At 61.8% G+C, this 19,281-nt stretch carries 20 protein-coding genes; 10 read left to right on the top strand and 10 right to left on the bottom strand.

All coding sequences use genetic code 11. The features are described from left to right. Positions 1–91: 91 nt before the first annotated feature. From H4I92_RS14790 to H4I92_RS14775, 4 genes are read left to right on the top strand one after another with little or no spacing between them, the layout of a single operon-like run. A complete protein-coding gene (locus H4I92_RS14790; protein ID WP_077531306.1) occupies positions 92–781 on the top strand; it encodes a Bax inhibitor-1/YccA family protein in 690 nt (229 codons plus the stop codon). Further along, entirely contained in the window at positions 765–1,154 is a 390-nt protein-coding gene (locus H4I92_RS14785; protein WP_077531305.1) for a DsrE/DsrF/TusD sulfur relay family protein, read from the top strand. Before H4I92_RS14790 ends, H4I92_RS14785 begins: the two co-directional genes overlap by 17 nt. Beyond that, entirely contained in the window at positions 1,154–1,480 is a 327-nt protein-coding gene (locus H4I92_RS14780) for a hypothetical protein (protein ID WP_143512718.1), read from the top strand. The genes H4I92_RS14785 and H4I92_RS14780 overlap by 1 nt, the downstream gene beginning before the upstream one ends. Continuing rightward, complete coding sequence (locus tag H4I92_RS14775) at positions 1,477–1,752, top strand: hypothetical protein (RefSeq protein WP_077531303.1); 276 nt, start codon at positions 1,477–1,479, stop codon at positions 1,750–1,752. The genes H4I92_RS14780 and H4I92_RS14775 overlap by 4 nt, the downstream gene beginning before the upstream one ends. A 1-nt stretch (position 1,753) precedes the next feature. On the opposite strand, the gene H4I92_RS14770 is transcribed toward H4I92_RS14775, so the two are convergent. Continuing rightward, a complete protein-coding gene (locus tag H4I92_RS14770; RefSeq protein ID WP_218668230.1) occupies positions 1,754–2,959 on the bottom strand; it encodes a DUF445 domain-containing protein in 1,206 nt (401 codons plus the stop codon). Between the two features lie 95 nt (positions 2,960–3,054). Next, positions 3,055–3,639 (bottom strand): Fe-S biogenesis protein NfuA, encoded by a 585-nt coding sequence (gene nfuA, locus H4I92_RS14765; RefSeq protein WP_077531302.1) that lies wholly within the window; start codon positions 3,637–3,639, stop codon positions 3,055–3,057. 310 nt (positions 3,640–3,949) lie between these two features. Between nfuA and metH the strand changes: the two genes are divergently transcribed. Beyond that, positions 3,950–7,648, top strand: a complete 3,699-nt coding sequence (gene metH / locus H4I92_RS14760) for a methionine synthase (protein ID WP_077531301.1) — start codon at positions 3,950–3,952, stop codon at positions 7,646–7,648. Positions 7,649–7,765: 117 nt separating this feature from the next. After that, positions 7,766–7,984: a DUF2970 domain-containing protein gene (locus H4I92_RS14755; RefSeq protein ID WP_077531300.1), complete on the top strand. Its 219-nt coding sequence runs from the start codon at positions 7,766–7,768 to the stop codon at positions 7,982–7,984. Between the two features lie 23 nt (positions 7,985–8,007). On the opposite strand, the gene H4I92_RS14750 is transcribed toward H4I92_RS14755, so the two are convergent. Both H4I92_RS14750 and sohB read right to left on the bottom strand, forming a co-directional pair. After that, the gene (locus tag H4I92_RS14750) at positions 8,008–8,148 is read right to left on the bottom strand and encodes a hypothetical protein (RefSeq protein ID WP_179105727.1); all 141 of its coding nucleotides are present in this window, start codon (positions 8,146–8,148) and stop codon (positions 8,008–8,010) included. Positions 8,149–8,239: 91 nt separating this feature from the next. Then, a complete protein-coding gene (gene sohB / locus H4I92_RS14745; RefSeq protein WP_077531299.1) occupies positions 8,240–9,292 on the bottom strand; it encodes a protease SohB in 1,053 nt (350 codons plus the stop codon). 196 nt (positions 9,293–9,488) lie between these two features. Between sohB and H4I92_RS14740 the strand changes: the two genes are divergently transcribed. Beyond that, the gene (locus H4I92_RS14740) at positions 9,489–9,803 is read left to right on the top strand and encodes an SCP2 sterol-binding domain-containing protein (RefSeq protein WP_077531298.1); all 315 of its coding nucleotides are present in this window, start codon (positions 9,489–9,491) and stop codon (positions 9,801–9,803) included. A 68-nt stretch (positions 9,804–9,871) separates the two neighbouring features. Here the strand turns inward: H4I92_RS14740 and H4I92_RS14735 are convergent, their stop codons facing one another. The 4 genes from H4I92_RS14735 to H4I92_RS14720 all read right to left on the bottom strand — a co-directional run bounded on the left by H4I92_RS14735 (position 9,872) and on the right by H4I92_RS14720 (position 13,585). After that, the gene (locus H4I92_RS14735) at positions 9,872–11,581 is read right to left on the bottom strand and encodes a FimL-related protein (protein ID WP_077531297.1); all 1,710 of its coding nucleotides are present in this window, start codon (positions 11,579–11,581) and stop codon (positions 9,872–9,874) included. A gap of 61 nt (positions 11,582–11,642) precedes the next feature. Then, entirely contained in the window at positions 11,643–12,350 is a 708-nt protein-coding gene (gene dnaQ, locus H4I92_RS14730; RefSeq protein ID WP_077531296.1) for a DNA polymerase III subunit epsilon, read from the bottom strand. Positions 12,351–12,353: 3 nt separating this feature from the next. After that, positions 12,354–12,800, bottom strand: coding sequence for a ribonuclease HI (rnhA, locus tag H4I92_RS14725; RefSeq protein WP_077531295.1), 447 nt, complete (start codon positions 12,798–12,800; stop codon positions 12,354–12,356). Further along, positions 12,797–13,585 carry a class I SAM-dependent methyltransferase gene (locus H4I92_RS14720; protein ID WP_179105726.1) on the bottom strand — a complete coding sequence of 263 codons (789 nt, stop codon included), beginning with the start codon at positions 13,583–13,585 and terminating at the stop codon, positions 12,797–12,799. The genes rnhA and H4I92_RS14720 overlap by 4 nt, the downstream gene beginning before the upstream one ends. Before the next feature lie 118 nt (positions 13,586–13,703). On the opposite strand from H4I92_RS14720, the gene gloB reads away from it, so the two are divergent. The 3 genes from gloB (at position 13,704) to H4I92_RS14705 (ending at position 17,043) form a co-directional block, all read left to right on the top strand. Beyond that, positions 13,704–14,495 carry a hydroxyacylglutathione hydrolase gene (gene gloB, locus H4I92_RS14715; protein ID WP_077531293.1) on the top strand — a complete coding sequence of 264 codons (792 nt, stop codon included), beginning with the start codon at positions 13,704–13,706 and terminating at the stop codon, positions 14,493–14,495. 129 nt (positions 14,496–14,624) lie between these two features. Next, positions 14,625–16,247, top strand: a complete 1,623-nt coding sequence (locus H4I92_RS14710) for a lytic transglycosylase (RefSeq protein WP_077531292.1) — start codon at positions 14,625–14,627, stop codon at positions 16,245–16,247. 7 nt (positions 16,248–16,254) lie between these two features. Beyond that, entirely contained in the window at positions 16,255–17,043 is a 789-nt protein-coding gene (locus H4I92_RS14705) for an enoyl-ACP reductase FabI (RefSeq protein WP_077531291.1), read from the top strand. Between the two features lie 5 nt (positions 17,044–17,048). Here the strand turns inward: H4I92_RS14705 and H4I92_RS14700 are convergent, their stop codons facing one another. Together H4I92_RS14700 and H4I92_RS14695 are read right to left on the bottom strand one after the other, a co-directional pair. Beyond that, the gene (locus H4I92_RS14700) at positions 17,049–17,417 is read right to left on the bottom strand and encodes a PilZ domain-containing protein (protein WP_077531290.1); all 369 of its coding nucleotides are present in this window, start codon (positions 17,415–17,417) and stop codon (positions 17,049–17,051) included. Then, positions 17,417–19,174, bottom strand: a complete 1,758-nt coding sequence (locus tag H4I92_RS14695) for a DUF1631 family protein (RefSeq protein WP_077531289.1) — start codon at positions 19,172–19,174, stop codon at positions 17,417–17,419. The genes H4I92_RS14700 and H4I92_RS14695 overlap by 1 nt, the downstream gene beginning before the upstream one ends. Between the last annotated feature and the right edge of the window lie 107 nt (positions 19,175–19,281).

The raw sequence follows: 19,281 nt of genomic DNA, 5'->3' as shown, positions 1-19,281 counted from the left end.
CCCCCAAAAGCATACGGAAAGGCTTTGCACTGGCCCCTGGACGCTTTATGATTGGGTATAAAGTCAAGAGTCCATCAAGGAGATTCCGCACATGGCCGACAACCGTTTTCCCAATGCCGCCCAGAGCCGGGCCCAGGGCGGGGTCCGCGAAGGGCTGAGCACCGAGGTCACGACGGTACTGCGCAACACCTACATGCTGCTGGGCCTGACCCTGGCGTTTTCCGCCGTAACGGCCGGAACCAGCATGGCGCTGAACCTGCCCCATCCGGGCCTGATCCTGACCCTTGTCGGTTTCTACGGGCTGCTGTTTGCCACCCATAAGCTGCAGAACAGCGTCTGGGGGCTGGTGACCACCTTCGCTCTGACCGGCTTCATGGGCATGACACTGGGTCCGATCCTCAATGCGTTTGTTGCCAACGGCGCCGGGCACCTGGTGACCACCGCCCTTGGGCTGACGGCCACCATCTTCCTGGCGCTGTCCGCCTATACCCTGATCACCCGCAAGGACTTCAGCTTCCTGGGTGGTTTCATCTTTGCCGGCGCGCTGGTCCTGATGGGCGGCATGCTGATCGCGTTCCTGTTCAATCTGCCGAACCTGCATCTGGCGATCTCAGCAGGCTTCACCCTCTTTGCATCCGCCTGCATCCTCTATCAGACCAGCGCCATCATCAACGGCGGCGAGCGCAACTACATCATGGCGGCTATCGGCCTCTATGTATCGCTCTACAACCTCTTCATCAGCCTCCTTCACCTGCTGATGGCGTTTGCTGGCGAGAACTGATCCGGCGTTGAAAGCGGCCATCCACATCACGGCGGCTCCCCATGAACACCAGGCTGTCCATTCCGCCTGGTGTTTCGCCACCGCTCTTCTCAGTGCCGGCCATTCCATCAACCGCGTCTTCCTCCAGGGGGACGCGGTTTTCCTGGCTGCAGCCCCCGACCCCGCTTCACCCTCCCGGGACGAAAACAGCTCTCAGTGGGAACAGCTCATTACGGCATGGTCGCTTCCGGCAACCGTATGCATCGGCTCAGCGCAGCAGCGCACCCTTGATGACGCGCATCTGAGGACCGGCTGGTCGACCGGCGGCCTCGGGGAGTGGGTCATGGCCTGCTCAGAGGCGGACCGAATTCTCCAGTTCACGGGGGAGCAATGATGACGGAGCCTACCCCCCTACCCGATCAGCTCTTTGTGCTTGATCGCGGAGAAGACGCGGGCGAGTTCCTGGACATGCTGCTCACACTCTGCACCTTTGGTATCCGCGCCAGCCTGCTGCTGGTGGGATCAGGCGTCACTGCTCTGGCCACGGAGCACCGGGGAATCCCCCTGGCCCGGTTTCCGGACATGGGGCTGAAGCAGCTCATGGTGGATGCAAGCGCAGTGGAAGATCAGGAGAGTGAACCGCCTGAATCCGCTATCACAGTGAATCGCGGGCAGATCCAGGATCTTTACGCACGGGTTCCAAGGATTCTGCATCCATGACGGGGCGAGTACACGTACTGGCAAGAACGCCAGGCCATGCACGCCATCAACGGTGCCTGGCGACGCTGGGCCCCGAGGACACACTGGTGCTGACAGCGGCCGCCCTGGCACGGCTGGAGGAGCCGGAACCGCTGGACGGCGTTCAGGCGGACAGGATCCTGGCTCTGACCGAATCCCCTGAGAACCTGACCCTGCCGCCGGGATGCACCGCCCTGACCCATGCCGCGTTTGTGGACCAGATCCTCACAACCCAGCAGCCCGTTTTCTGGTAGCTCAGAACCCCATCAGCACCACAGGCAACAGGGCGGCCACCAGCCCACAGACGCCGCCTGCCAGCATCAGCCGCCCTTCCTCAGCGGCGAATACCGGCCGGAGCAGGGACTGGAACGCCTCCGGAGACAGCCCCGCAATCCGCTCCTCGATCAGTTCCGCAACAATGCGCGCCCGGTCATGGTTGAAGGCATCATCCCGGAACACCTCTTCCGAGGCGCTCAGGGCCCGGTCATTCATGCTTTTCTTGAGCTCCGTATAGCCGGAGGCGCCCACGGCCATCTGCGTGCTGACACGCAGCACGGTGGACTGATCCAGAAGCGGGCGCAGGTGCTTCTGGATGATCGCGCGTGTCCGCCCGGCCTTTTCCCCGTGGACAATCGCGTGGGCCACCTTTTCACACGTCAGAAGCTCATGGGCGACACGCTGGCCCCAGATGTGGCTGATCTCCGGCTGTCGGCGCATCAGCAGCCCCTGGAGGCGGAAAGGCCCCCACTGCTTGGCCTCCCGCGGCCGGAAGATCAGCGTGATCGCGATCCAGTTGGTCAGGAGGCCAACAATGAATCCACCCCCGAGAAGCAACCAGTTGGAAGGCCAGAACACCCATCCCGCGGCAAGTACAATGCCCAGCAGCAGCCCGATGACGGCGCCGCTGCGGATCACGAAGCGGAAGGTGGAGGCGCCGGCGTCCTGCAGGATATTGTTCATGAAGTCCGGATGCTGACGCAGTTCCTCACTCATCAGGGCCCTGAGGTCCACCAGATCGCCGAGTTCCTCACCGAAATCCGCCACCATGGCATCCACCCGCTCCGGCAGGTTGTGCTCCACATAGCGGTAGATCCGCCCTTTGACACGCCGCGGCAGGTTATCCCAGAGCACCGGATGATGCTCGTACATCACATCATCCACATATTCCTCAAGGTGGGGCATGATGCGGCTTACCACCTCCCCCGTGATCAGCGCCGGGTCCAGCCGCTGGTATATACCGGCGAGATCCCCGCTGCGCGCCAGCGTCCGGTCAATGCATTCGTGCGCCATCTCCTCTGCCCGACGCGGAACCACCCCCTGCCAGCCCAGGAATGGAGGCCTGCCGACGGGCTCAATCGGATGGAACAGCATCAGCACGGCCAGGCGGTTGGTGGCCCAGCCGACCAGAGCGGTGAACAGGGGAAGAGCCCAGATGGTCAGAGGTAGATCGGGTAAGGTCACGTGTGCGGTCCCTGAACGCGTATTCAGGGCGACACTCTAGCGGAAACCGGCGCGTAACGGTATGCAGCAGCGCCGGGGAGGCACTGCTGAATCCATCAGTAGTAGGCGTTCTCGCGGTAGCTGTGGTCGGTCACATCCTCGATACCGCTGATCTCCGGCAGCTGTTCCTTGAGGGTGCGCTCCACGCCCTGCTTGAGGGTAAGGCTCACCGCGGCGCAGCCCTGGCAGCCGCCGCCGAAACGCAGCACGGCCACATTATCGTCGGTCAGTTCCACCAGTGACACCTCGCCGCCATGGGCCGCCAGACTGGGATTGACCTCGGCCTGCAGCACGTAATTCAGGCGTTCCGACAGCGGCGCGTCCGGGCTCACCTGAGGCATTTTGGCATTGGGCGCCTTAATGGTGAGCTGACCGCCGGTCTGGTCCTCCTGAAAATCGATCACCGCCTCTTCCAGGAAGGTGATGCTGTTGTGATCAATATAGAGCGGGAATTCGCCCATATCGAGCTGCTCATCGGACGGCACCACCTCATGGGGTGGGCAGTATGCCAGGCAGGTCTCGGCGTGGCGGGTTCCGGGCTGGGTCACGAACAGCCGGACTCCCATCCCCTCAACGTCCTGTTTCTGGACGAGCTGACCCAGATAGCGCCGGGCTGATTCGGTGACGGTGACGGTATCCAATGCCGTTCCCCCTCTTGATGGTCGAATATGCGTCTATTGTAAGGAAGCACTCCCACGAATAAAAGACCAACCAAACGGGTCAGGAATTACGGCGCTTGCACAACATCAAAAAAATTTGATGAACTATCAGGACTTTTACGGATTCTGTGTTAGCATTCGCATACTTCAAGCAAAACCCGCAAAAGGGACACGGACAGTATCCCCCTTCAGACAACGCTCAGGATGACGCTCTCCCTGCCATACAGGGTGACCGCCTGGCGCACATTTTCTGTCTCAAGATTCGATAACTGACAATGAGGTAGTTGAATCAATGAGTGATCGACAAACTCGACTCGAACAGCTCCGAAAGGCGCTGCAGGAACGCATCGTCATCCTGGATGGTGGCATGGGTACCGAAATCCAGAACCTCCAGCTCAGCGAGGCACAGTATCGCGGCGAGCGGTTCAAGGATTACGAATACGAGGTCAAGGGCAACAACGACCTGCTCTGCCTAAGCCAGCCCGAGAAGCTGTGGGACATCCACAAGCAGTACATGGATGCCGGCGCCGACATCATCGAGACCAATACCTTCAACTCCACGCGGGTGTCGCAGTCCGACTATCACATGGAGGACCTGGTTCCCGAGCTGAACCAGAAGGCGGCCCAGCTGGCACGCGAATGCGCCGATGCCAAGACCGCCGAAGATCCGAGTAAGCCGCGTTTCGTGGCCGGTGCCGTGGGCCCGACCTCCAAGACGGCCTCCATCTCGCCGGACGTGAACAATCCGGGCTACCGCAACACCAGCTTCGACGCGCTCTATGAGGATTATTACGAGGCCATCGAAAACCTGATCATCGGTGGCGTCGATATCATCCTGCTGGAAACCATCTTCGACACACTGAACGCCAAGGCCGCCATCTACGCGGCGCAGCAGTACGAGATCGACTCGGGCGAGGAAGTGCCGCTGATGATCTCCGGCACCATCACGGACGCCTCCGGCCGTACCCTGTCCGGCCAGACCACGGAAGCGTTCCTGAACTCGGTGGAGCACGCGAATCCGCTGCTGATCGGCCTGAACTGCGCGCTGGGTGCCGACGCCATGCGCCCCTACGTGGAGGAACTGGCCAACAAGGCCCCCTTCTACGTCACCACGCACCCGAACGCCGGTCTGCCCAACGAATTCGGTGAATACGACCAGACACCCGAGGAAATGGCGGACATCGTCGAAGGCTTTGCCCGTGACGGCTTCCTCAACGTCATCGGCGGTTGCTGTGGTTCTACGCCGGAACACATCGAGGCCATTGCCGAGCGCATGAAGAAGTACGAGGCGCGCACGGTGCCCACGCGCAAGCCGCGTCTGCGCCTGTCCGGTCTTGAGCCGTTCACCGATGACGACAACGTGGTCTTCATCAACGTGGGCGAACGGACCAACGTTACCGGCTCCAAGAAGTTCCTGCGCCTCATCAAGGAGGAGCAGTACGAGGAAGCCCTGGAAGTCGCCAAGGACCAGGTTGAGAACGGTGCCCAGATCATCGATATCAACATGGACGAGGGCATGCTCGACGCCAAGGAGTGCATGACCACCTTCCTGAACCTGGTGGCGTCCGAGCCGGACATCTCCAAGGTGCCGATCATGGTCGACTCCTCGCGCTGGGAAGCCATTGAGGCCAGCCTCAAGTGCATCCAGGGCAAGAGCATCGTCAACTCCATCAGTCTCAAGGAAGGCGAGGAAGACTTCCTGAAGAAGGCACGCACCGTTCGCCGCTACGGCGCAGCCGTGACCGTGATGGGCTTTGACGAACAGGGCCAGGCGGACACCGCCGAGCGCAAGATCGAGATCTGTAAGCGCTCCTACGACCTGCTGGTCAATGACGGCTTCCCGCCCCAGGACATCGTGTTCGACCCGAACATCCTGGCCATCGGCACGGGCATCGAAGAGCACAACAACTACGGCGTTGACTTCATCGAAGCCACCCGCTGGATCCGCGAGAACCTGCCCTACGCCTCTGTCAGTGGCGGCGTGAGCAACCTCTCGTTCTCCTTCCGGGGCAACAATGCCGTGCGTGAAGCCATGCACTCGGCCTTCCTGTATCACGCGATCAAGGCCGGCATGAACATGGGCATCGTCAACCCCGGCCAGCTGGTGGTGTACGATGACATTGACGCGGAACTGAAGGAGCACGTCGAGGACGTCATCCTGAACCGCCGCGAGGACGCCACGGACCGCCTACTCGACATCGCCGAGAAGTACAAGGGCCAGGGCGGCCAGGAGAAGAAGGAAGACCTGGAGTGGCGCGAGTGGCCGGTGGAAAAGCGGCTTGAACACGCGCTGGTCAAGGGCATCACCACCTATATCGACGAGGACACCGAGGAAGCCCGCCAGCGGGCCGAGCACCCCATCGAGGTCATCGAAGGCCCGCTGATGGACGGCATGAACGTGGTCGGCGACCTCTTCGGCGAAGGCAAAATGTTCCTGCCGCAGGTGGTCAAGAGCGCCCGCGTCATGAAACAGGCGGTTGCCATCCTGATTCCGTTCATCGAGGCACTGAAATCCGAGGGCCAGAAGGCCAAGGGCAAGATCCTCATGGCCACGGTCAAGGGCGACGTCCACGACATCGGCAAGAACATCGTCGGGGTTGTACTGCAGTGCAACAACTTCGAGGTGATCGACATGGGCGTTATGGTCCCCGCCGACCAGATCCTGCAGAAGGCCAAGGAAGAGGATGTGGACATAATCGGCCTCTCCGGCCTGATCACGCCCTCGCTGGATGAGATGGTGCACGTGGCCAAAGAAATGCAACGGCTTGATTTCAACGTTCCGCTGCTGATCGGTGGGGCGACCACCTCCAAGGCGCACACCGCGGTCAAGATCGACCCGAGTTACGAAAACGATCAGGTCATCTACGTCAACGACGCGTCCCGCAGCGTGGGTATTGCCGCCAAGCTGGTGAGCGAGACCGGCAAACAGGCCCTGCTCGATGAAGTCCAGGCTGACTACGAAAAGGTTCGCGAGCGCCGCAAGAACCAGGGCCGCAAGGCCAAGATCATCCCGATCGAAAAAGCGCGCGCCCGGGCTCCGGAGCTGGATTGGGAAGAGTACCAGCCGACCGAACCCCAGTTCCTGGGCCTGAAAACATTCGATCACTTCGATCTGAATGAACTGGTTCAGTACTTTGACTGGTCGCCTTTCTTCCAGAGCTGGGACATGCCGGGCAAATACCCGGATATCCTGGAACATCCGGAAAAAGGCGAGACGGCGCGCAACCTCTTCGACGATGCCAAGAACATGCTCAACTGGCTGATTGAAGAGAACAAGATCCGGTGCCGTGGCGTGATCGGCTTCTGGCCGGCCAACCGTGTCGGGGATGACATCGAGATCTACGAGGATGATTCCCGCAAGAAGGTCCTAACCAAGGTGCACCACCTGCGCCAGCAGGACGACAAGGCGCCGGACAAGCCGATGATGGCGCTGTCCGACTTCATCGCCTCCAAGGAATCCGGCATCCCGGATTACATTGGCGGCTTTGCGGTCACGGCCGGCCCGGAGGCGGACGAGCTCGCCCAAGAATACGAGAAGGCCAATGACGACTACAGTGCGATCATGGTCAAGATCCTGGCGGACCGGTTCGCGGAAGCCTTCGCAGAGTGCATGCACGCGCATGTACGCAGGGAGTACTGGGGCTACCAGACGGATGAGCAACTCTCAACAGAGGACCTCATCAAGGAACGCTACCAGGGCATCCGCCCGGCCGCCGGCTACCCCGCCTGCCCTGACCACACGGAGAAGCCCGAACTGTTCCGGCTGCTCCAGGCCGAGGAAAACGCGGCCATGCAGCTCACCGAGAGCAACGCGATGCTCCCGGCGGCGGCGGTTTCCGGGTGGTACTTCGCACATCCGGAGTCCAAGTACTTCGCGGTGGGCAAGATCAGCTCGGACCAGGTGGAAGACTACGCCAAGCGTAAGGGCATGAAGAAGAGCGAGGTTGAGCGCTGGCTCATGCCGAACCTGGCGTACGACCCGGACGAGTAAGCCGTACCCTGCCCTTCCCCGCGGGGGCGTGGAATTGCTGAACGGGCATCAGGCACACCTGATGCCCGTTTTTTCTTGCTTTATAATGGGAACTCAATCCAGCCTTCAGGAGGTGTTGTGAGCGATAGCGATCAAAACAAACCCGGACTCTGGCAGGTGGTTTTCAGCATCCTTGCCGCCGCCCTGGGCGTGAATTCGGAGAGCAATCGTCAAAAGGACTTCAGTGCGTCTTCGCCCTGGCCCTTTATCATCGGAGGAATAATCTTCGGCGTGATGTTCGTGGTGGGTATAGCGCTTATCGTGAAGATAGTCTTGGAGAGCACCGGGGCGGCGTAATCGCCCCGGCCTTTCACGTAGAATTACTGCGTGGCAACAAAAGTGGTCGCAAGTGCCACGAAGAGCAGGATCAGCCCGACCGCTGCGAATGCATCGACACGCTCGTCGCTTTCATTCGGCGCTGCGTCGTTCCGGCTCTCTTCGTTCTGGTTGCCGTAGCTCATTGCTTTCTCCCATCAAATGCTTATGGTCAATCTCGGCGTCGGCTACCATGATAACCCGCCTTGAGCCCCCTTGCCAGCGGTCCGCGCCCGTTCACTGGAAACGCCCGGCCCGGACCCACTCGATCCCTTTCATGATGCCGGATTCAACCGCACTTGCAGCACTGAGGCCGAGCTTCTCGGGCAGTGTGCGCCGGCGTTCATAGCGCACCAGAAAGACATCGCGTTCGTCACAGGCCTCGGTCATCACCTGGTCCGAAGTCTTGAGTTCATCCGCCAGACTGACCTCCAGTGCCTGGCGGCCGAACCAGATCTCCCCGGTAGCGACCCGGTCAATATCCACCGCCGGCCGGTGCTCGCTCACGTACTCCTTGAACAGCCGGTGGGTCTGCTCCAGATCCTCGGTGAACTTGCGCCGCCCCTTCTCGGTATTCTCGCCGAAAACCGTCAGGGTGCGTTTGTACTCGCCCGCCGTCAGCACTTCGAAATCCACATCGTGGCGCTTGAGCAGACGATGCACGTTCGGAAGCTGTGCCACTACGCCAATGGAACCCAGAATCGCGAACGGCGAGGCAATGATCCGGTCCGCAACACAAGCCATCATGTAGCCTCCGCTGGCGGCGACCTTGTCCACACAGGCGGTCAGCGGCAGACCGGCCCGCCGGATCCGGTCCAGCTGAGCCGCCGCATACCCATAGGAATGGACCATGCCGCCAGAGCTCTCAAGCCGGATCATCACCTCATCCCGGCCAGGCTCGGCCACACCGAGTATGGCGGTGATACAGCGGCGCAATGCACCGGTCTGGCTGGCCTTCAGGTCTCCCTGGAAGTCCACCACATAGAGGCGCCCACGGCGCTGCGCGCCGTCACTCTCCTTTTGGCGCTCCGCCTTTTTCTCTTTTTTACGGTTGCGCCGGAGATCCCTGAGCCACCGCCGTCGCCCGGCCCCCTCATGCAGATGCGCCTCCAGGGTTTCGCGGTTGTCCCGAAGGCGATCGTTGACCCTGACCACCTGGAGTTCGCCCTCATCCTCCTGATTGCGCCCACGCTGCGCTGCCGCCATGATCATGGCCGCCACGATCAGCGCCGCCACCGCGAAGGTCACGATCTTGGCCAGGAAAAGCCCGTATTCCGCAAGAATCTCCACCAATCACTCCTCTACCGGAAGTTCCATAAACGAACCGACACTATTCTACGCATCAGCTCGACACAGCATAAGAACCTGGTTCCATTCCTTTTCAAACAAGCGTTCGATCAAGCTTGACAGCACTGACGCCCCCACCTACAGTCGGCCGGAAGCCATGCCCATGGCGATACAACAACGGCAACCAAGGACTTCGAGCATGTCTGTACAACCCGTATTCGAAAAACTCGAAAAAAACTTCAACGCAGATGCTGCTGCCGGCCTGGACCTGGTATTCCAGTTCGACATTGAGGACGATGCCTCCTATCACCTGATCATCAAGGACGGCAACTGTGAACTGAAGGAAGGCACGCATGACGATCCGTCCGTAACCCTGATCATGAACACGGAGACCCTCCAGGGCATTGTCAGCGGTGAGACGGATGGTATGCAGGCGTTCATGGCCGGCCAGCTGCGCGCTGAAGGCGACATGATGCTGGCGACCAAGCTGGGTGAGCTGTTCAACGTCGGCTGAAGCCTTAAAGGGGAACGCCGGATCCGGCGGCGTTCCCGATTACACTCCAGTTTCCCTTCCCTGGCTTCTTACAGCCCCACATCCTGAAGTGATGTATCCGCGAGGCGGAGCAGTTCCGGATTCGGCTCGGCATTCATTCCCAGTTCCTCAATGTAATACTCCAGAGAGGTGATGGCATCAGCCAACGCTTCCAGGATCCGTGATTCCGGGGGCTGCTGGGTGTTCAGGAGCTGGGTCTCTATCGCATTCGTCACGCGGGCCACAACGCGTGACGCCTCCGCGTTTCCGAGAAGCCGCATCCCGCCCTCGATGCTGCGCAGCGTGGCTGGCACGTTCGCCAGATGCATCTTGTCGAAGTCTGATTCAAGAAACGCCGTAATCGCCTGTTTCGCCAGCGTAAGCGCGGAACTGGCTTCGTCGCTGAGTACGATCAGCGCTTCCTGCACGTAAACGGATCCCTCATTCCGCCGCACCTTGTGGGCAAGGCGATCAGTGTCCGCCGTAATCCCGTGGCTGGCCAGGTGCTGGGCCGCTTCCTCAATATTCAGAACGGCATCCGCAACCGCGTACAGTTCCGTCTCCGACGGCAGTGCGCCTTTCTGCTCCCAGTCCCGGAGGCGTCCGGCTTCCTGGCGGGCAAGGGAGCTGAGCTGATGCAGGTCCAGAATCAGCAGCGAGTTGCCAACCCGCTCCAGGGAATCAGCAATGGTTGCAAGCTCCGTGGTGTCCGGATCAATCCCGCGCTCGACGATGTCCAGCCGGTCCTTGAGTTCGCTCAGTTCCTCATTGATCGCATCCGCAAAGGAGCGGAGAACGTCAGCACCAGGCCCATAGAGATGCCGCTGGTGCTCAATCAGCTCTGCCTCCGTGATATCCGGCAGGCCCAGCCCGCAGGTGTCCAGAACAGGGCGCACTTCCGGGTTGCTGGAGCCGCTGCGGTAGAGAATGTAGACCAGCTCGCGCACCAGGGCATCTGACGGCGCCTGCTGCGCCACTGAACTGCGGCTGTAAACCATATCCCGCGCCTGCTTCTCGATGCGCATGAACAGGCGTTTGCGGTTGCGCTCAACAGGCAGCCCCTGCTCTTCCAGCACATCAGCTGTCATGCTCACCAGGCACCAGAACGACTGCATTGCGCCATCGCCACACAGCCTGGCGAGACCATGGGCCGCACGGGAGATCAGCCGGCGGCTGGTCCGGAGGTCCTGATTGCGCAGCAGCCCGAGCAGCCCCACCTGGTACATCAGGCGGAACCGGCGTGCATGCACCTCGAATTCCGACTCGTCAGAGGTTTCCAGCGGCGGTACCGAGCGCTCACTGCAGAAGTCGGGAGCTGCACTCAGGCTGGCACCGAGGAACCAGGAATCCGGATAAGGCGTATCCCGACGTGCTTCGCGGATCTCGTTGACCACCGGCAGCAAAAGTTCGGGTCGGTCCACCTGCTGGCGCTGGTAGTACTCGATGTAGCGCCTCAGCGTGAAAAGTGCGTTGTTGAGGGCCGTCAGCAGGTTGTTCTTGTCATCCGTAGCCCCGACCGGTACTTCGTTCGCCAGAACCACGGCCTCCTGACAGAGCAGCGCGCCTCCCTTGAGTTCCACCAGGGAAAAGATCCCCCGCAACTGGTTGAGATAATCCACGCAGTTTTGCAGGTCCTCCTCACTTTCCCGATTCTCCTGGAACTGCTCAAGACTCTGTTCCGCCTGGCCGATCGTATGTTCGATCTCCTCGCGGACCAGCCCGAAGGACTGGGTCTTGCTTGCCAGTGACGCCTGCACCATAAACGGGGCTTCCACTATAGAATCAGATATTCAATAACCTGTAGCAGGTTTTTCAGTTTTCTCAAGAAATGCCCTGCTCGTCCCAGAGCACAGCGGTCTTAGCCGCCATGCCATCAAGAAAGGCCCGATGCGCGTTCAGCTCCTCGTTATCCGCTTCCGGGACAGGCAGCGGCGAGCGTCCGGGATCCAGTCGCCGGATTTCCGTGCCCGCATCCTGCCCATCGTCGGCCTCCCCCAGGGACAGGGCCGTCTGGCCGCCGGTCATCGCCAGGTAGACAAGGGCCAGTATCTCGGCGTCCAGCAGTGCCCCGTGCAGTTCCCGGTTGCTGTTGTCAATGCCGTACCGGCGGCAGAGCACGTCCAGGTTGTTCTTCTGACCCGGGTGCTTGCTGCGGGCCATCACCAGCGAGTCACGGATGCCGCATACATCAGCGGTGCGCGGATAATCTCCATCGAGCATACCGAACTCATGATCCATGAAGCCCACGTCAAAGGGGGCGTTATGGATGATCAGCTCGGCGCCACGGATGAATTCCAGGAATTCATCCGCCACTTCCCGAAACGTCGGTTTGTCCGCCAGGAACTCGTTGGTGATCCCGTGGACCTCGATGGCGCTGTCTTCCACCTCCCGTTCCGGGTTGATGTACACATGGTAGTGGCGACCGGTCAGCTCCCGTTCAGCTACTTCCACGCAGCCGATCTCGATAATGCGGTGACCCTGCTCTGGTTCCAGGCCAGTGGTCTCCGTGTCCAGCACAATCTGCCGCATGTTTCAGCCTCTGCCTTCCATCACTTCAGCCGCGCCCCTGTTTGCCAGGGCGTCGGCCTGTTCGTTGCCGTCGTTGCCGCTGTGTCCGCGCACCCAGTGCCACTGGATCCGGTGTGACTGCACCAGCTCATCCAGCCGCTGCCACAGTTCCGCGTTCTTGACCGGCTTGCGTGCCGATGTCTTCCAGCCATTGCGCTTCCAGTTGGCCATCCACTGGTTGATGCCGTTACGCACGTACTGGGAGTCCGTGTAGATGGCCACGTCGCACTGGCGCCTGAGCGCTGCCAGCCCCTCGATCGCGGCCCGCAGCTCCATCCGGTTATTGGTGGTGCCGGGCTCGCCACCCCAGAGGTGTTTCTCGTGATCGCCGTAACGCAGCACCACGCCCCAGCCGCCCGGCCCCGGATTCCCCTTGCAGGCACCATCCGTATACAACGTCACCTGGCTCATGCGTTCTCCCCACCCTCGTCCGGCCGGGAACTCACAACCCTCAGTCTGGCCCGTCCCATGCCTGGTGACACGTTACGGTTTGCAACCGGCATGGATGCCACCCTGGGGTCAGGCATCACCGGGCGAAGCGGAATGCGTGCCGCATCGCGTTTTTCCGCCACAAGACAATAGAATCCGCCAAAAGGCACCTGGATCCCCCGTTCGTAGAAAGGTTCAAGAAAAGCCAGCCGAGTCTGCAGACGCCGGCCACCTACAGGCGGGCGGAAGAACCCATAGCGCGCCGGTGCCACGCAGCACCCGAGCACCTGTGCCCAGTCCTGAACACGCCGTGCCAACAGGAAGCGGCTGTTCCAGGGCGCATCACGCCTCAGGCCGAACAGCCGGCGCAGGCCCCAGAGCCCGATTGGATTGAGTCCGATCACGATGACCTGTCCCCCTGAGCGCACCACCCTCACTGCTTCCCGCAGCGCCTGCCGTGGGTCCTCCGCCAGGTCCAGCGTGTGGTGCAGAACCACCGAATCCATCCAGTCATCGTGGAACGGAAGTTCCTCCGGCCTTGCGATGACGGGCCCGCGATCTGTATCAGAGCTGACTGCCGGCAGGACCTGTGGCTGCTGCCCCGCCGGAAGGCGTGGTGTGACCGCCAGTGCCGAACTCAGGCCAATCTCCAGGTGGCGTGTGCCGAAGACACGGGTCATGGCCGTCGCCACACAGGCCTGTTCCTGGTTCAGAAGCGCCGAGCCCAACCCGGTTCGGAGCCAGTGTGCGAATGCCTCTGAGTTCATTCTGATTCCCCCTGTCCGCACCGCAATTGTCGGGCCCTGCGGCACCGCTGGCAAGTGCGCTCTCGTCACAGGCTCTGGATTTCCTATAATGGGGACGAATCCAGCAACGGAGTCCGCCATGAACTACCAGGTCGATGCCATTCCCGCACTCAGCGACAACTACATCTGGTGTATCCATGACCCCGAGAGCAGAGCGGCACTGATTGTTGATCCCGGCGAAGCGGCCCCTGCCCGGGACTTCCTTGACCGCAACGGGCTGACACTGGAGGCGGTCCTGCTGACCCATCACCACCCGGACCATACCCAGGGCCTGGGCAAGCTCGTCGGCGACAGCAGCGTGCCCGTGCACGGCCCCGCGGATTCGCGCTTCACCGGGATCACCAACCCACTGCGTGAAGGCGACATCCTTACCTGGCGTGAGCTCTCATTCCAGATCCTGGCCGTACCCGGCCACACACTGGATCACATTGCCTTCAACAGCGACAGTCCCGGGCTCAGCCGACCCGTAACGCTCTGTGGTGATGCCCTGTTCGCTTGCGGCTGCGGCCGGGTTTTCGAGGGTAATTTCGCACAGATGCGCGCCTCCCTGGCCAAGCTCCGTGAGTGGCCGGACGGCACGCTGGTATGCTGCGGGCATGAATACACCCGCGCCAATGTGGCGTTCGCGCGCGCGGTCACGCCGGACGACACCGAGCTTGCGGAATACCAGAAAAAGGTAGAGCAGCTGCTTGATGCCGGCCAGCCCACGGTCCCCACAACGCTCGGCCAGGAACGCCGGCTGAACCCCTTCCTGCGCTGGGATGATCCCACCGTGGTGGCTTCGGCGGAAACCAGAGCCGGAGAGCAGGGGCTGGATGGGGATCGAGTCTTCGGCGTTATCCGTGAGTGGAAGGACGGATTCCGCGGGTGACCCCTCCCGTTAACGGAACCCACATTAAAACTTACCCGGTGTAATTGACGGTACTCGGGGCCCTTCCTAGAATCCCGATACGCTGTGTGAACCGGGTTTGTCACAGGCTTCAACCAACCGGCTGTCCCTATGCATTACGTTCCGCTTCTGTGCCTGCTTTCAGCCATGAGCCTGCCACTGCTGTCAGGCTGCGAAAGTCTCCATCCCCAGGGGGCCAGTACTGAGAGCAACCCACCGCCCATTACACGGGCCGCAAGGATGGATGCCGACGTACGCACCGACGGTGCGCTGCGCCCCAGCGACCAGCAGGAGGCGGAAACCGGTGCAGGCCAAGCGGATGAAGGCTACGACACAGTCTGGCAGCGTCTGCGGGACAGCTTCCAGCTGGATCTTGATGTCAATGACAAGCGCGTGCGCGACCAGCTCGCCTGGTACAGTCGCAACCAGTCCTACATGGACCGGACAGCCGAACGCGCCCGCCGTTACCTTCCCTACATCATCCGGGAAATCGAGAAGCGGGACATGCCAGGCGAGCTGGCCCTCCTGCCGCTGGTCGAGAGCGCCTATGATCCATTCGCCTACTCCCACGGCCGGGCATCCGGTATCTGGCAGTTCATCCCGGCCACCGGCCGCGCCTTCGGCATGGAGCAGAACTGGTGGTACGACGGGCGCCGTGACATCATCAGCGCCACCAACGGTGCGCTGAGCTATCTTGAAAAGCTCTCGGGGCGCTTCGACGGCGACTATGAACTCGCCCTCGCCTCCTATAACGCCGGCGCCGGACGAGTGCTCCGTGCCATGCGCCGCAACGAGCGTCAGGGCAGGCCCACGGACTACTGGAACCTCCATCTGCCGGCGGAAACCCGGCATTATGTCCCCAAGCTCATAGCCCTGGCCCGCATTGTGGCAGACCCGAAATCCCACGGTATCCGGCTTGAGCCCATTCCGGACGACCCCTACTTCGAGGTGGTGGATATCGGCGGTCAGCTCGATCTTGCCCAAGCCGCTGCCATGGCGGGGGTCGGAGTGAACGAGATCTACCGGCTCAACCCCGGTTTCAACCGATGGGCGACGGCCCCGGACGGCCCACACCGGCTGCTGGTGCCCGCGGATTCAGCGGAAAAATTCCGGGAAGCGCTTACCACCCTGCCAGAGGATCAACGGGTGAGCTGGCGCAATTACACGGTCCAGAGTGGCGACACCCTCATCAGCATTGCGCGCTCGTTCAACACCACTCCCGACGTTATCCGCAAGCACAACGATATCAACGGCCACACTATCCGCGAGGGTGAGAGACTGCTGATCCCGGCCGCCGGCAATGCGAGCAATGCCTATGCCCTGAGCGAACCCAACCGCCGGGCAGCACGCCAGGCCGCCTCCGGCAACAAGGGTCAGAACCGCATCGATTACCGTGTCAACGCCGGAGACACCCTCTGGGATATAGCCAGTGCGCACGATGTTGGCGTAAGCAAGCTGGCCAGCTGGAACAACCTGGCGCCCGGAGACACACTGCGCCCCGGGGATACGCTCGCTATCTGGACCGATGACCCCCAACCCCGGCGGAGCGAACGGCGGGAGATGGTCCGGCGCGTGGGCTATACCGTGCGCTCCGGGGACTCCCTCCGGCACATCGCCAACCGGTTCAATGTGGGCGTCTCCCAGATTGCCCAGTGGAATAACATCAATACACAGGACTATCTTCAGCCCGGACAGCGGCTTAAGCTGTACGTGGACATACGCAACGCACACTGAGGTCAGCATGGGAATACTGGAAGGAAAGAAAGCGCTGGTCGTTGGCGTCGCCAGCAAACACTCAATCGCCACTGGCATTGCCCAGGCACTGCATGAGCAGGGTGCGGAGCTTGCTCTCACCTATCAGAACGAGAAGCTCAAATCGCGCGTGGAAGGCTTTGCCGAAAACTGGAACAGCAACATCGTGCTGCCCTGTGATGTCACCGATGACCAGCAGATCGCGGACCTGTTCGAGTCCCTCAACGAACACTGGGGCGGTCTCGACATCCTGGTGCACTCGGTCGGGTTCGCACCCGGCGAAGAGCTTGATGGCGACTTCACCGACGTGACCAGCCGTGAAGGCTTCAAGATGGCACATGACATCAGCTCCTACAGTCTGACCGCCTTGGCGCGTGAAGCCCGGCCGCTGATGAAGGGGCGGAATGGTTCCATCCTGACCATGACCTACGTGGGCTCGCAGCTGGTTCTGCCCAACTACAATGTCATGGGCCTGGCCAAGGCCAGCCTGGAAGCCAGCGTCCGCTACCTGGCCGCCTCCATGGGTCCGGAAGGCACCCGCGTGAATGCCGTTTCAGCCGGCCCCATCAAGACCCTTGCCGCTTCAGGCATCAAGAGCTTCCGCCGCATGCTGGCGGAGAATGAAAAGCGCACGCCCCTGCAGCGCAATGTGACCACCAAGGAGGTTGGCAACACGGCCGCTTTCCTGACCTCTGACATGGCAAGCGGCATCACCGGCGAAGTCATCTATGTGGATGCCGGATTCCGCAACATGGGCATGAACCCGATGGAGGACTGAACGACTCAGGCCTCCAGCAGGACAGCGACAGTCTCCTTCCAGGCGGGGAGGCTGTCGTCACCTGTATCCAGCACCGCAAGACCGATCCGCCAGAAACCATCCTCCCATTCCCGGCTTGAACGCACTTCGGCCAGCAGCGCGTGAGCGGCGCTGTCATCCACGGTTACCCTCAGATTCAGCAGTGCCCCTTCCACCACTGGCTCGTCCGCGGTAATGCTGAGGCCGCTGGCGGAAATATCCCGTGTGCGGCAACGCAGCCAGCGCGGCGGTTCGTCGCCCACGCCGTCCGCCACCTGCAGGTCCGCCACGACACGCCCCGCAATGCGGTACTCATCCCGCTGCTCTCCATCTTCCGGCTTCCAGGTCCCCGTCATCAGCGCCCTACCCGCAGTCGTCCCACAACGCGGGAAAGCGTATCCGCAAACTCAGCGCCTTCACTGAGCAGCTGTGCTTCCCCATCCCGTATCCGGGTTGCCAGGTCCTCGCGCAGGATCTCTCGGCGATTGAGGCCATAACGGTCCACAAACACCAGCTTTCCGGAAGCCCTGATACGCAGCGCCAGTTTAAGCCGGAGTGCCTCCTCGCCACTGCCGATCTGGATCCAGCTTCCGGCCTCCAGACGATCCACTTCCGCCAGGACCTTCTCCCGGATGTCCGCTTCCTCATTGATACGCCGTGCCTCGGCCTCATCCTGGGCTTCCTGTGCCGCCTCTTCACGCTCCCTGGCCTCGCGCCCCTCGCGCTCTTGTTCGCGCTGGCGCTCTTCCTCAAGCGCCTGCTCCTGGGCACGGCGCAGTGCCTCCGCCTCTTCCCGTGCTTTGTCCCGCGCCTCTTCGCGCTGTTTGCGCTGGGAGTCCAGCACCCGCTGGAGGCTGCTCAGGGTGTCGCTGAGAACGCTGGCAAAGGGGTGAGCTTCCGGCAGGTAAGTGAGCTCACCCGCCTCGAAACGGGCCCTGACCGAACGGAAGGGCTCTATGTCGAGCTTGGCACCCCGGGCATTGGTCCAGAGCACCTCGCCGGTTTCGTCCAGGAAACCCGTAAGGAACTGACGGATCTGCTGGCCATCCGCCTGGTAAAGATACCAGCTGCCAACCCAGCTCCGGGCCTGCTCACGCTGCATTTCATCGGGTTTCTCAAGCCAGCGCGGATCCGCTTCCGGTATGCTCGCCGGCTCCTGCTCCACCGCCTCATCACGCAGGCGCCGGGCAAGGAGTTCATCCACCGGCGCAAAACGCTGTGGGTCCGGATCCCGCCCTTCCACCAGGGCAACCACCTGGACCAGTTTGTCCGTAAGCTGCTCCCCAACGTGATAGAGCCGGTTCCGGTCCTGGCCACACAGGTTGGCATCCCCAACCCAGATCAGCCACTCTAGAAGACGGAAGGCATGGCGCCAGGGTTCGGAATCAATCCCGTGCTCCAGGGCCGCACGGCGCATCAACACACGCCAGTCATCCTCGATGAAAGCCCATAGGCCGGATGGCAGCTGCCGCCCCCGACAGGTGCGCGCCAGAGCGGCCCGCACTGCCTGTTCCGCGGCACGCTGGCCGGCCGCGCCGGACTCCGTCTGCCACAGCCGTTGTGCCACACGCTCCGCCTGCTCAGCCTGGCGGCTGATCTGCTCCAGCCAGTCACTGACGCAGGCCTCGATGGGGCTTTCCTCGCCAAGCCGGAAAGCCTCACCCACCGCCTTTTCCATGGCCGCTAGATGGCTTTCCACCGGTCTGTCGGAACGCCCCCCCGTTCGGCTCCAGCCACGCAGTGCCTGAAGGCTGTCCAGCCAGCGGTGCAACGGGCGCTGTTCGGACACCGCCTCATCGGCGCGTGCCTCAAGGTCGAGCGCCAGCCAGAAACGCAGGCGCGCCGCACGGTGCACCAGATAGGGATGAAGCCCTGAGCGGCGCAGAAAGACGTTCATGATGCGATCCGCCAGGTAGGCGGCGTTGACCTGGCGCATGCTCCAGACGGCATCCATCCGCTGCAGATGAGTCACAACCCGCTCGTCACTACCGGCCTGCCATGCCTCAAACAGAATCCCGCGCCAGAGGGAGCGCTCATCCGGCGCGGACCGCCCGACCGGATACGGCAGATCCGGTATCCGCAGCTCGGTGATGATGGATTCAATCAGGCTCACGCGTCGCCCCGCAGGGTCATGGATGTCTGGAATACACCTTAAACCAGGCGGCCGGTGCCGGCCAGCTCAGCAGCCCGCCGGATTGCATCACTGTGGGATTTGACGCA

The organism is Vreelandella halophila, from assembly GCF_019903425.1.
Lineage (GTDB): Bacteria > Pseudomonadota > Gammaproteobacteria > Pseudomonadales > Oleiphilaceae > Halospina > Halospina halophila.
The sequence above is the reverse complement of the archived record's forward strand: the minus strand, read 5'-3'. Positions and strand labels throughout refer to the sequence as shown.